At 71.5% G+C, this 11,881-nt stretch carries 11 protein-coding genes; 4 read left to right on the forward strand and 7 right to left on the reverse strand.

Annotated features, from left to right (window positions below; genetic code table 11):
• Positions 1-7: 7 nt before the first annotated feature.
• Positions 8-931 (forward strand): glyoxalase/bleomycin resistance/extradiol dioxygenase family protein, encoded by a 924-nt coding sequence (locus TBR22_RS07550; RefSeq protein ID WP_239492356.1) that lies wholly within the window; start codon positions 8-10, stop codon positions 929-931.
• Positions 932-1,053: 122 nt separating this feature from the next.
• On the opposite strand, the gene TBR22_RS07555 is transcribed toward TBR22_RS07550, so the two are convergent.
• Both TBR22_RS07555 and TBR22_RS07560 read right to left on the reverse strand, forming a co-directional pair.
• On the reverse strand, positions 1,054-2,535 hold the full coding sequence (locus TBR22_RS07555) for a rhamnulokinase family protein (RefSeq protein WP_239492357.1): 1,482 nt from the start codon (positions 2,533-2,535) through the stop codon (positions 1,054-1,056).
• A gap of 2 nt (positions 2,536-2,537) precedes the next feature.
• Positions 2,538-3,722 (reverse strand): TIM barrel protein, encoded by a 1,185-nt coding sequence (locus tag TBR22_RS07560; protein WP_239492358.1) that lies wholly within the window; start codon positions 3,720-3,722, stop codon positions 2,538-2,540.
• A 153-nt stretch (positions 3,723-3,875) separates the two neighbouring features.
• Here TBR22_RS07560 and TBR22_RS07565 point away from each other — a divergent pair, with 153 nt between their 5' ends.
• A complete protein-coding gene (locus TBR22_RS07565; RefSeq protein ID WP_239492359.1) occupies positions 3,876-6,050 on the forward strand; it encodes a bifunctional rhamnulose-1-phosphate aldolase/short-chain dehydrogenase in 2,175 nt (724 codons plus the stop codon).
• 156 nt (positions 6,051-6,206) lie between these two features.
• Here TBR22_RS07565 and TBR22_RS07570 read toward each other — a convergent pair whose 3' ends face one another.
• Both TBR22_RS07570 and TBR22_RS07575 read right to left on the reverse strand, forming a co-directional pair.
• On the reverse strand, positions 6,207-6,764 hold the full coding sequence (locus TBR22_RS07570; protein ID WP_239492360.1) for a hypothetical protein: 558 nt from the start codon (positions 6,762-6,764) through the stop codon (positions 6,207-6,209).
• A gap of 57 nt (positions 6,765-6,821) precedes the next feature.
• Positions 6,822-7,733: a DUF4097 family beta strand repeat-containing protein gene (locus tag TBR22_RS07575; protein WP_239492361.1), complete on the reverse strand. Its 912-nt coding sequence runs from the start codon at positions 7,731-7,733 to the stop codon at positions 6,822-6,824.
• 272 nt (positions 7,734-8,005) lie between these two features.
• On the opposite strand from TBR22_RS07575, the gene TBR22_RS07580 reads away from it, so the two are divergent.
• Positions 8,006-9,175: a multidrug effflux MFS transporter gene (locus TBR22_RS07580; RefSeq protein ID WP_239492362.1), complete on the forward strand. Its 1,170-nt coding sequence runs from the start codon at positions 8,006-8,008 to the stop codon at positions 9,173-9,175.
• Between the two features lie 60 nt (positions 9,176-9,235).
• Here the strand turns inward: TBR22_RS07580 and TBR22_RS07585 are convergent, their stop codons facing one another.
• Genes TBR22_RS07585 through TBR22_RS07595 form a run of 3 tightly spaced genes read right to left on the reverse strand, consistent with a single transcriptional unit; the run spans position 9,236 to position 11,168 of the window.
• Positions 9,236-9,598, reverse strand: a complete 363-nt coding sequence (locus tag TBR22_RS07585) for a hypothetical protein (protein ID WP_239492363.1) — start codon at positions 9,596-9,598, stop codon at positions 9,236-9,238.
• Positions 9,595-10,635, reverse strand: coding sequence for a hypothetical protein (locus TBR22_RS07590; protein WP_239492364.1), 1,041 nt, complete (start codon positions 10,633-10,635; stop codon positions 9,595-9,597). The genes TBR22_RS07585 and TBR22_RS07590 overlap by 4 nt, the downstream gene beginning before the upstream one ends.
• Positions 10,632-11,168, reverse strand: a complete 537-nt coding sequence (locus TBR22_RS07595) for a hypothetical protein (protein WP_239492365.1) — start codon at positions 11,166-11,168, stop codon at positions 10,632-10,634. The genes TBR22_RS07590 and TBR22_RS07595 overlap by 4 nt, the downstream gene beginning before the upstream one ends.
• 177 nt (positions 11,169-11,345) lie before the next feature.
• Here TBR22_RS07595 and TBR22_RS07600 point away from each other — a divergent pair, with 177 nt between their 5' ends.
• Positions 11,346-11,831, forward strand: a complete 486-nt coding sequence (locus tag TBR22_RS07600; protein ID WP_239492366.1) for an FKBP-type peptidyl-prolyl cis-trans isomerase — start codon at positions 11,346-11,348, stop codon at positions 11,829-11,831.
• The last annotated feature ends 50 nt before the right edge of the window (positions 11,832-11,881 follow it).

Raw genomic sequence — 11,881 nt, forward strand, 5'->3', positions numbered from 1 at the left:
CAGAGAGATGCTGAGCGACCAAGAGTTCCTGCGGCAGTTCGACGCCGGCACGCTGGACCTGAGCGGCTTCGACCACGAGGCGCACATCCGGGCCGCGTGGCTGTGCCTGCGAGAGGCGCCGTTCCGCGACGCGGTGGGGCGCCTGCGGCGCGGGCTGAAGCGGCTCGCCATCTCCACCGGCAAGCCGCAGCGGTACCACGAGACGATCACGGTGGCCTACACGCGGCTCGTCCAGCGCCAGATGCGCCTGCTCGGCGATCCGGCCTGGCCGGAGTTCCGCAGCCGTTCCGAGGACCTGCTGGCGCCGGACCTGGCGGCGCTGCGCGCCATCTACGGAGCCGACGTGCTCGACAGCGCCGAAGCCCGCAAGCGCTTCGTGCCGCCGCCGGCGTGGAACATCGAACCGGTGGAACGGTTCCTCAAGGAGTTTGCCGAGTACCAGGAGGCCCTCGACGCGCGCGAGCCGGAGGGCGGCACCACGCCGGGCGGCTGGACGGGAATCGAGCGGCGCGCCGCCGAGCCGGTGTGCGTGACCGCCGTGCTCGCCGTGGCCGACGTGCAACGCGCCGCGCAGTTCTACGCCAACGCGTTCGGGTTCGACGTCGCCCCCTTCCCGCAACACCCGCCGTACCAGTTCGCCCTGCTGTCGCGTGGGGGCGCCGAACTGATGGTGCGCGCCGCCCCCGACCCCGCCGCCCTGCGTCCGAGCGCCGGCTGGGCGCTCTACGTCCGCCTCTCGGGGGGACGGATCCGCGAGCTGTACGCCAAGCTCGCCGCGACCTGCGAGATCGCCCGGCCGCTCCAGCGCATGCCCTACCACGACGTCGAGTTCGAGGTGCGCGACCCCGACGGCTACATCGTCGTCGTCAGCGAGTGGCTCGACGACGCGCACGACATTCCGGACGCGATGGACGGCGACGAGACGGCGTAGTCACGGCGTTCGGCTTACGGCTCAGGGCTCAGGGCTCACGTCGAGGGCCAAAGGCAGAAGGCTGGAAGTGCCGAAGGCCGAAGGCCCAACGCCTAAGGCCCAAGGCCCAAGGCCCAAGGCCCTCAAGTTTCCAGTTTCAGATTGCCGAAGCGCTCCGCGGCTTGATCCCACACCTGCGTCGCGCGCGGCGCGAACTCCTCGGGCGGGAAGGCGCTGGCCACCAGGGCACGCGCGTCGGCGAGCGTGCGGCAGGCGCCCAGCGTCACCAACTGCACCGCGACGTTGCCGAGGGCCGTGGCCTCGACCGGACCGGCCAGCACGCGGCAGCCCGTGGCGTCTGCGGTGGCCTGGTTGAGCAGCCGATTGCGCGCCCCGCCGCCGATGATGCGGATCGTGTGCACCGGCACCCCGGTGACCAACTCCAGCGCCCGCACGACGCGGCGACAGGCGAGCGCGAGGCTGTCGAGCACGACGCGGGCGACGTCGGAGGCCGACTCGGGCACCGGCTGTCCCGTACGCGCGCACCAGGCCTGCACCGCCGCCGCGTCGGGCGCGCGGTGGAAGGCAGCGTCGTCGGGATCGATGAGCGCGCGGCACGCCGGGCGTTGCGCGGCCGCGGCGAGCAGTTGGTCGACGGCGAACGCCTGCCCGTCGTCGCGCCAGCCGCGCAGGCACCCTTCCAGGATCCAGAGCCCCGTGATGTTGCGGAGCACGCGGGTGGTGCCGGCCACGCCGCCCTCGTTGGTGAAGTTGTGCGCCAGGCTGGCGCGCGACACGACCGGCGTCGGTGACTCGGTTCCGAGCAGCGACCAGGTGCCCGAACTCAGGAAGGCCACCCCGGCCCCCGACTGGATGGAGGCCACCGCGGAGCCCGTGTCGTGACAGGCAGGGGCGACCACCGGCACCCCGGCCAGCGCCGGCGCCCGGGCGACGGTCGCCGCGGTCGGCAGGCCCAATTGCGTGCCCGGCGCGACGATGGCCGGGAGCACGTGGGTGGGCAGGTCGAGTTCGTCAAGCACGTCGGTCGCCCATCCGCCCGTCCGCCAGTCCAGCATCTGCGTGGTCGTGGCGTTGGTGAACTCGACGCCACGGGTCCCGGTCAGCCAGAAGTGGAGCAGGTCGGGCATCGTCAGGAGCGTCGCGGCGCGCGCCAGGCGATCGGGGGCGTCGCGGTGCTCGGCGACCAGCTGGTACAGCGTGTTGAAGGGCAGGAACTGGATGCCCGTGCGGTCGTAGAGGCGTTCCCGCCCGAGCCGGGCGAGCACGTCGGCCATCACGCCGTCGGTGCGGGCGTCGCGGTAATGGAAGGGCAGGCCGAGCAGGTCGCCGGTCTCGTCGACCAGGCCGTAGTCGACGCCCCAGGTATCGAGGCCGAGGCTGTCGAGGCGGCCGTGCGCCGAGGCGCGTGTCAGCCCGGCGAGGACCTCGTCGAGCAGGCGCGGCGCATCCCAGTGCAGGCGCGTGCCGTCGGTGACGGTGGGCGTCGGGAACCGGTGGACCTCGGCGAGGGCCAGCGTGCCGGCCGCCGTGTCGACGTCGGCGCGCATGACACGGCCGCTCGTGGCGCCGAGGTCGCCTGCCGCGATGCGCCAGGTGGCGGGCATGGTCAGGCGTAGGAGGTGACCGACGCGAGGTTGCGGTCGCCGCGCTCGCGCGTGATGGTCTCGAGGTAGCCGCTCTCGCGGAACGCGACGAACGGATCGGGCGGCAGGCCCCTGGCGGTCGCCCAGGCGGTGACGAGCGGCCGCGTGTCGGTGGCGAAGGCGTCGGTGAGGCAGCGCTCGGCCTCGACGAGGCGACAGGCGGCCTGGTGACCGGCCAGCGCCTCGCGGTCGACGAGGGCGGCCTTCACCCACAGTTCCTGGGCGGTCCGCACCGTCTGGATCATCGCCTCGATCTTGCCCTTCAGGTTGTGGCTCTGGTCGACCATGTAGGCCAGGTCGGGCGCCGCGCCGCGCTCCCACGCGAACTGCTGGATCTCGTGAAAGATGCGGAACACCTGGTAGGGGTCGATCGACCCGAGCGTGAGGTCGTCGTCGGCGTAGCGGCGATCGTTGAAGTGGAAGCCGCCGAGGCGCTGCTCGTCGAGCAGCCACGCGACGATCTGCTCGATGTTCTGCGACTGGTAGTGGTGGCCGGTGTCGACCAGCACGTGCGCCTGCGGGCCGGCCTCGCGCGCCAGCAGCAGCGCCATGCCCCAGTCGGCGATGTCGGTGTGGTAGAAGGCCGGCTCGAACGGCTTGTATTCGACGAGCATGCGCTGGCCCGGCCCGAGCCGCTCGTGCACCATCGACAGGGCTTCGGCGAACCAGTGCTTGCGTTGCCGGATGTGCTGCGTGCCGGGGTAGTTGGAGCCGTCGGCGAACCACAGCGAGAGGTCGCGCGACCCGAGCTGTCGCGCGATGTCGACGCTCTCGCGCAGGTGCGCGAGGGCCTCGGCACGGATGGCAGGATCGGGGTTGCCGACCGATCCGTGCTTGTAGCGCTGGCCCTGGAACAGGTTCGGGTTGATCGACCCGGCGCGGACGCCGTGTCTGGCCTCGAGCGCCTGCACGCGCGCCACATCGGCCACGCCCCCGGGCAGGTCCCACAGCACGTGAAGGGCGAGGGTCGGGCACGCGCCCGTCAGCGCATGGACCTGCGCCGCGTCGGCGAACTTCTCCTCGAGCGTGGTGGCGGCAGCGGCCTGCAGGAACTTGCCGAAGCGCGTGCCGGTGTTGGCAAAGCCCCACGACGGCAGCTCGATGGCGAGCTGGTCGAGGGCAGCGGCGGCGATCTGCTCGTGCGACATGGCGATCTCCCGGGGGAGAGGCACTGTATCAGAGTCACGACGCACGATTGCGGGGCGCGCCCGGGGGTATCCTGAGCAACGCGGCCGCCGGTGCCGTGCCCCCCAACGCCGCTACCCGAACTCGGACTCCCGACTCCCGACTCCCGACTCCCGATGTCTCCCCACGTCACCTACCTCTGGGACGACTCGCACGCCGCGACGCTGTCGCCGGCGCAGCGCCTCGTCTATCGCTCGAACATCCTCGGCGCCGACCAGCGCATCACCAACACGGGCGGCGGCAACACCTCGGCCAAGCTGACCGAGGCCGACCCGATCACCGGCGCGCCCGTGAAGGTGCTCTGGGTGAAGGGGTCGGGCGGCGACCTGCGGACGAGCACGCTCGGCAACTTCGCCTCGCTCTACCAGGACCGGTTGCTCCAGTTGCAGCAGGTCTACGCCGCCATGGAGCGGCGGGGCGTCAAGACGCCGGGCGAGGACCACATGGTGGGCCTCTACCCGCACTGCACGTTCAACCTGAACCCGCGTGCCAGCTCGATCGACACGCCGCTGCATGCGTTCGTCCCGGCGGCGCACGTCGACCACATGCACCCCAACGCGGTGATCAGCGTCGCCGCCTCGCGCCACTCGGAACGCCTGACGCACGAAATCTATGGCGACGAGGTGGTCTGGACGGCATGGCAGCGCCCGGGCTTCGAACTCGGGCTGACGCTGCAGGACGTCATTGCCAGGCACCCGCAGGCCAGGGGGATCGTGCTCGGGCAGCACGGCCTGATCAACTGGGCCGAGGACGACAAGGCCTGCTACGACCTCACGCTGTCGCTGATCACCAGGGCGGCCGAGTACATCGAGGCGCGCGACAAGGGCGCGCAGACCTTCGGCGGGCAGAAGTACGCCGCGCTCGACGAGGCGACGCGCGAGTCGGTGCTGCTGCAGGTCCTGCCGTGGCTGCGCGGCCAGGTGTCGCAGTCGCGACGGATGATTGCCACCCTGCAGCACGACGCGACGATTCTCCGGTTCGTCAACAGCCACGACGCGCCGCGGCTCGCCGAGCTCGGCACCTCCTGCCCCGACCATTTCCTGCGCACCAAGATCAAGCCGCTGTACGTCGCCTGGGATCCCGCGTCGGGCGACGTGGCGGCGCTGCGTACGCTCCTGGCCGACGGCCTCGCACGGTACCGGCGCGATTACGCGGCCTACTACGAGGCGTGCAGGCACCCGAACTCGCCGGCCATGCGCGATCCCAACCCCACGGTGATCCTGATCCCCGGCCTCGGGATGATCGCGTTCGGCAAGGACAAGAGCGAGTCGCGCGTGACGGCCGAGTTCTACAACTGCGCGGTCGAGGTGATGCGCGGCGCCGAGGCGATCGACGAGTACGTGGCGCTGCCACAGCAGGAGGCCTTCGACATCGAGTACTGGCTGCTCGAGGAAGCCAAGCTGCAGCGGATGCCGGCCGAGAAGCCGCTCGCGCGGCGCGTCGTGGTCGTCGTCGGCGCGGGCAGCGGGATCGGTCGGGCCGTGGCGCACCGGGTGGCGTCGGAAGGCGCGCACGTGGTGTGCGCGGATCTGTCGCTCGAGGCGGCCGAGGCGACGGCCGCCGAGCTCACGAAGAAGTACGGGGTGGGCATCGGGGTCGCCGGCAGCGGCATCAGCGGCTGCGGCCCGGCGATCGGCGTCGGCGTCGACGTGACCGACCGCGCCAGTGTCAAGGGCCTCGTGCGGCAGGCGCTGCTCGCGTACGGCGGAATCGACCACGTGGTGGTGACGGCGGGCATCTTCCCGACGCCCGACGCCACCGGGCACGTGACCGACGACATGTGGCGCACGACGTTCGACGTCAACGTGATGGGCGGCTACCTCGTTGCCGACGAGTGCCGGCCGGTGTGGGAGGCGCAGCACCTGCACGGCAGCCTCGTGCTGACGACCAGCGTGAACGCGCTCGTCGCCAAGAAGGGGTCGGCCGCCTACGACACGTCGAAGGCGGCGGCAAACCACCTGGTGCGGACCCTCGCGGTGGAACTGGCGCCGCTGGTGCGCGTCAACGGTCTCGCGCCGGCGACGGTGGTGCAGGGCTCGACGATGTTCCCGAAGGACCGGGTGATGTCGTCGCTGAAGAAGTACGGGATCGCGTTCGATCCAGAGGCGTCAGCCGACGATCTGCGCACGCAGCTCGCGCAGTTCTACGCGCAGCGCACGCTGACCCGCCAGCCGATCACGCCCGAGGATCAGGCCGAGGCGGCGTACTTCCTGCTGTCGGACCTGACGGGGCGGGTGACGGGCCAGGTCATCAACGTCGACGGCGGGCTGCCGGAGGCGTTCGTCAGGTGAGAAGGAAGAAGAGTAGAAGAGCAGAAGGAAAGAAGGCAGGGCGGGAAGGGAGAAGGACGAAGAACGAGGAAGAAGGAGGAAGAGAGGAAGAGAAGAAGGAGGAAGAGAGGAAGAAGGAGGAAGAATGGCGGCGGGCGAAGGTCCCGGGCCAGGTCCTCACCTCGATCGGGATCGCACCCAGTCCATGGCGGCGGGCGTGAAGTGGAACTCCACCAGGTCCATCATGTCGATGAAGGCCTGGTTCTCCGACTCGTAGAGGGCGGCTGCCTTCTTCGCGCCCGACTGGTCGGCCAGCACGCCGAACTCGTCGTACCGGCGCCACATCAGGGCCTCGCGCACCTCGGCTGGCACGTCCCACCGCTCCGGTGCGTGGCGCGCGCGGTAGAGACCCCCGCCCTGCAAGTCGACATCCACGCAGCTGTCGATGAGGATGAAGGCCAGGCGCGGGTGGCGACGTGCCACCCGCTTCACCATCGGTCCCTCATCGTCGGTGCTCGACTGCCAGTGATAGCGCTTGCGCGAGAGGTCCGGCGTGAGCCGTTCGGTCCGGTCGCTGAAGAGGTCGCCGCCCTCTCCATGCTCCATGGAGGGGAGGAACACGCGACTCCTGTCGGTGTCGATGCGCCCTGACGCGGGCCCTGCCTCACGGCTGAAGGCTCGCAGGTCGGTCGGCGCGCCGAACACCACCAGTCGCTCGTTGGCCCAGATGCTCATGCTCCGAAGACGAGCTGGGCCAGGGCGATCTGACGGCGACCGCGGGTGGTCCCCTTCCTACTTCACGGCGATGTCGCCGCTGGCGGTGCTGAGGCGCAGCGTCGGGCCGCCGCCGCGGACGGTGCCGGTGATGTGGCGCGGGTTGACCTTGCCCTCGACGGTCAGCGGGGCGGCCACGTCGAGGCTGCCCGACGCCGTCCTGGCGTCGACGACGAAGCCCTGGGTGGCGGGCAGGGCCACCTGCACGTCACCCGACGCCGACGACACCTTCCAGTCCCCGGTCGGCGTGCCCTCGACGCCGATGCTGCCGCTGCCCGTGTTGGCGGCGACCAGCCCGTGCGCGCCGGTGATCTTGATGTCGCCGCTGCCGGTGCTGGCCTTCACGTCGCCCTTGCCGGTCAGGATCGCCACGATGTTGCCGCTGCCGCTCGAGAGGCTCGCGGCCTGGCGGGCGCCCTTCACCGTGACGTTGCCCGAGCCGGAGTTGGCGTCGACGGTGCCGCCGATCTCCATCACCTCGACGTTGCCCGAGCCGCTGGTCGCCTTCACGGCGTTGTTCACCCCGGAGACGCGGACGTTGCCCGACCCCGAACGCGCCGCGACCATCGTCCCGGCCGGCACGATGATGTCGTAGGAGATCGAGACGGCCTGCTTCTGGGCCTCGTCGAGGCGGCCCACCGTGATGCTGTCGCCGGCCTGCACGATTGGCGGCTTTGCGGCAACCTGCCTGGCGATATCGGCCGCGTTGGCCGGCGCGCCCCAGCCCTTGCGCGGCTCCACGGTGCCCTTGATGACGATCGACGAGCCGCCGCTCTGCACGACCACGTTGCCGCTGCCGGTGGAGACGTCGAGCGCCGGCGACGCGCCGACCGACAGGGTGCGCTCGAACGGCACCGGCTGCGCGGCCGCCAGGGCCGGGGCCAGGGTGATCAGGGACGCGGCAAACAGCGACGACAGGCGCACGGACATCGGCAGGCTCCTCGTGAATGTCTTCCTGCGCCTTTGACGGCAGGGGGGCTGGCTGGGTTCACTCTGGCCAGAAATGCCGCGATGCCGCGACGGCCGAATGTCGAGGCGCCTCGGCTCTTGCCGGATGGGTCGGGGCTCGACGCATTCTCGCGCGCGCTCCGCCAGGAGCCATCGGGTTCCGACAACCGCGGCGTTGCCGGACATGGGTGGCGGTCTCCGACATTCCCGGCATCGCGGCATCGCGGCATTCCCCGGGGCACCCATAATGCCGTGTGCCCCGCGGACTGATCCTGCTGCTCGGCAGCCTGACGGCGATCGCGCCGATGTCGATCGACATGTACCTGCCGGCGTTCCCGACGCTGGAGCAGGCCTTGGCGACCGACGCCGCGGCGGTGCAGCGCACCTTGTCGGTGTTCTTCCTCGGGCTCTCGCTCGGACAGCTCGGCTATGGGCCGATGTCCGATCGCTTCGGCAGGCGGCTGCCGCTGCTCGTCGGCCTGGCCCTGTACACGCTGGCCTCTCTCGGCTGCGCACTCGCCACGTCGATCGGCATGCTCACGGCGTGGCGCGGGCTACAGGCGCTCGGCGGCTGTGCCGGTGTGGTCATGGCGCGGGCGGTGGTGCGCGACGTGTTCGGACCGCGCGAGGCGGCGCGCGTGTTGTCGTCGCTGATGCTGGTGATGGGCGTGGCGCCGATCCTCGCGCCGCTGGTCGGCGGGTGGGTGCTGGCGCACGCGGGCTGGCGCGCGCTGTTCGGCATCCTCATGGTGTTCGGCGCGTCGTGCTGGGTCGCCGTGTGGCGTGGGCTGCCCGACACCGCACCGGACGCGCGCGCCACCACGCTCACCGTGGGCACCGCGTTGGCGGCGTTCGGCCGCGTCGCGCGTCATCCACGCTTCCGGCGCTTCGCGTCGGCGCAGGCGCTCGCGCAGTGCGTGCTGTTTGCCTACATCGCCGGCGCACCGTTCCTGTACATGCAGGTGCTCGGCCTGTCGCCGTCGGGCTTTGCCGCGATGTTCGGGCTCAACTCGATCGGGCTGATCGGCGCGTCGCAGCTCAATCGCGCCCTGCTGCGCCGCGAGGAAACGGGCGTGATCCTGTGGCGTGCGCTGCTGGTGCAACTGGCCGCCGGCGCTGTCTTTCTCGGCCTGGTGCTCTCCGGATCGACGGGGCTGGTTGCCCTTGCCGCGCCGATCCTCGTGCTCGTGCTGCTCCTCGGCTTCGTGCTCCCCAACACGACGGCGCTCGCGCTCGCGCCGTTCGACAGGGACGCGGGCACGGCGTCGGCGCTGCTCGGCGCCGCGCAGTACGGCACGTCGGGGCTGGCCACGCTCGCCGTCTCGGCCGCCTTCGACGGCACGCTGCGGCCGATGGCCGTCGCGATCGTCATGTTCCTGGTCTTCGCGATTGCGCTCAGTCGCGACGCCCGCATGCAGAGGTAGGGCGCGGTGTCTCACCGCGCCGCAATCAGTCCCGAAAGCGGCCGGGTAGGACACCCGGCCCTACCCGTGTGAGGCCATGCCGAGCCCCACGGTCGCTGACACGAGGTTGGCCAGGGCGACCACGCCGACGTCGCGCCAGGTCCCGCGCCACGCCAGGCGGAACAGCAGGCATTCGGTGACGATGGCGAACGTCTCGGCGATGAGGAAGTACGCGAGCCACGGCGTGCTCGCCGGCAGGGCGAGCGGCAGCGCGACGACGACCACCGGGTAGGTGACTGCGGTGAGCCACGCGGCCACCGCCAGCCGTTGCCAGCCGACCACGGGTCGCGACAGCCCCAGCGAGAGGATGGGGGCCTCGATGGCCAGCGTGACCACGTAGCCCACCGGCAGCCAGCGCCAGAGTTCGGCCGGATCCCACGTCATCGGACGGCCCACGGCAGGCGGACGAGGAACGGCGCCTCGGCGATCACGTGCAGCACCGCGACGGTGAAGTACACGTCCCTCGTCGTCTCGTAATCCCACGCGAACGCGATCCAGAGCAGCCCGACCGCCAGCGCGCCGCCGACGAGCACGCCGACCAGGACTCGTCGCGCGCCGGCGGAGGCAAGCGCCAGCGGCACCTGGCGCAGATGCCACGGTCGCGCGCCGCTCGCGAGCGGCAGCAGCACGATCCACGCGACGTAGTGCAGCGACTCGAGCAGCACGTGCGTGGCCACCAACGGCGCCGCCAGGCCAGCCGGCAGCAGGAACGCGCCGGCCTGCGGCACCGTGGTCGACGCGTCGGCGGTCGTGGGCAGCAGCGTGGTGAGCGTCCACACCAGCAGCAGCGCGCCGGGGAGCGCGCCGAGCGTCCGACGCCAGGCGTGAAGCCACGGCGACCGTCGCACCGCGAGTTCGCGGTCCACGAACACCAGCGCCAGCAACGGATGCACGTAGACCAGCCCCAGGGACATCCAGCGCGGCGCCAGCCAGGCCAGGCCGACGCAGGCGAACGCGGCGGGGAGCCATTGCGGCACCTCGACGCGCCCGGGGCGCCGGCACGCCCACAACCCGACAACCCACCCGACGAGCGCCGTGTGCCACCACGACAACCGCATCGTCGCCTGGTCGCCCGTGCCAGGTGCGAGGCCGATGAGCACGTGCGCCGCCGCAAGCCCCACCGTGCCGGTCAGGGCCGCGACGAACCAGGGACGCAGCGGCCCCCAGCGGGCCGGCATCCGCGACAGCAGGTACCGCGCCTCGCACCAGTTGTGCAGGCCCGCCGCGGCGACGACGACGGTCATCGAGAGCTGGACGGGCGCGAGCGCGCAGGTCGCGGCGAGGCCCGCGAGCATGGCCACGCCGGCCGCGCTCCAGGCGCTTCCGACGGTGGGCGCGGCACCCAGCGGCGCGCGTACGTCGAGCGCCTGCGCCTGCGGCCACGTCGCCGCTGCGTCGGTCGTCTCGAAGCCGCCGTTCACGGGGCGTAGGTGACCGCGACGCGGACGGGACCGCGTCCGGGGACGATGACGAACTCGACGGTCTTCGGCGTCGGGCGCTGCAGGAACCCGGCATCGGCCCGGTCGGCACCGAGCAGGACGCCGCCGGCGAGCGCCGCGCCCAGGAGCGCCACCGCGACGACCGTGCGCCGCCGCCCGCGCCAGACGAGCGGCAACGTCGCGATGGCCAGCGCCAGGGCGACTGCGCCGACCACGTGACGCGCCCGCGGCCCGCCCGCCGGACCCGCATCGTCGGCCGGAGCGACCTCGAGCGTGCCAGCGGTCGGCGACCCGGCCATGACCTGTCGGAGCACCTCCCGGGGCACCGTAATGACCATGTGTGTCGGCGCCTGGGCCGAGGACGGCGTGACCGTGACCGTGGCGGGCACGCGCCCGGTGCGGCGCTCTGCCGGAGCCGGGGTGTCGCGGGGCGAGGGGGCGATGTCGGCAGCGGCCAGCGCGGGCAGCAGCGGGCCGAGCAGCAGGGCGGCGAGGACGGCGCGGGTGAGCGACATGCCTGCTCGAACGCCGCCGGCCGACAGATCGCACTGCGCCGGTGACATCGGCAGACGGGAGCGTGGCGATCCGGCGTAGCCGGTCTCTTCTGACGCCCCACGGACGGGTTTGGCCGGCGTCTCGAAATTCACACAACTGCCAAGTTTTCGTCTGGTACGCTCGTCAACTGGATGTCTATGGATTCGATGTACCCCTCGCGTCGTGCGCTGCTCCTCGGGCTCGCGGCATCGGTGTCGGCGGCGGCCTGTGGCGGGGGAAGCAACTCGACGTCGCCCACGACCAACAACCAGACGTGGGTCGCCAACGTGCCCTTCTCGTTCACCGACCTGACGGCCGGCACGGGTGACGAAGCCGTCACGGGGCTGCGGGTGAGCGTCGATTACTTCGGGTGGCTGTACAGCACCGCCACCACCGACAACAAGGGTTCCCTGTTCGACACGTCCTGCCCGAGTACCTGCACGCCGTTCGCCTTCACGCTCGGCAGCGGCCAGGTCATCAAGGGGTTTGACCAGGGCGTCGCCGGCATGCGGGTCGGTGGCATCCGGCGCGTGATCATGCCGCCCGACATGGCCTATGGGGCGGCCGGCAACCAGTCGATTCCGCCGAATGCGACCCTCGTGTTCGAGATTCGCCTGAACGGCATCGTCATGTCGGCGACCTAGCCCGACCCGGCTGAGCCCGCGTCCCGCCACGCCCAGTGGGGCGGGCGGGT

Source organism: Luteitalea sp. TBR-22 (assembly GCF_016865485.1).
Classification (GTDB): Bacteria; Acidobacteriota; Vicinamibacteria; order Vicinamibacterales; family Vicinamibacteraceae; genus Luteitalea.

What these genes read in the sequence shown, in the direction of transcription:
- TBR22_RS07550 (WP_239492356.1), top strand. Translation starts at nt 8, where the DNA reads ATGCTGAGCGACCAAGAGTTCCTGCGGCAGTTCGACGCCGGCACGCTG.
- TBR22_RS07555 (WP_239492357.1), bottom strand. Translation starts at nt 2,535, where the DNA reads ATGCCCGCCACCTGGCGCATCGCGGCAGGCGACCTCGGCGCCACGAGC.
- TBR22_RS07560 (WP_239492358.1), bottom strand. Translation starts at nt 3,722, where the DNA reads ATGTCGCACGAGCAGATCGCCGCCGCTGCCCTCGACCAGCTCGCCATC.
- TBR22_RS07565 (WP_239492359.1), top strand. Translation starts at nt 3,876, where the DNA reads ATGTCTCCCCACGTCACCTACCTCTGGGACGACTCGCACGCCGCGACG.
- TBR22_RS07570 (WP_239492360.1), bottom strand. Translation starts at nt 6,764, where the DNA reads ATGAGCATCTGGGCCAACGAGCGACTGGTGGTGTTCGGCGCGCCGACC.
- TBR22_RS07575 (WP_239492361.1), bottom strand. Translation starts at nt 7,733, where the DNA reads ATGTCCGTGCGCCTGTCGTCGCTGTTTGCCGCGTCCCTGATCACCCTG.
- TBR22_RS07585 (WP_239492363.1), bottom strand. Translation starts at nt 9,598, where the DNA reads ATGACGTGGGATCCGGCCGAACTCTGGCGCTGGCTGCCGGTGGGCTAC.
- TBR22_RS07595 (WP_239492365.1), bottom strand. Translation starts at nt 11,168, where the DNA reads ATGTCGCTCACCCGCGCCGTCCTCGCCGCCCTGCTGCTCGGCCCGCTG.
- TBR22_RS07600 (WP_239492366.1), top strand. Translation starts at nt 11,346, where the DNA reads ATGGATTCGATGTACCCCTCGCGTCGTGCGCTGCTCCTCGGGCTCGCG.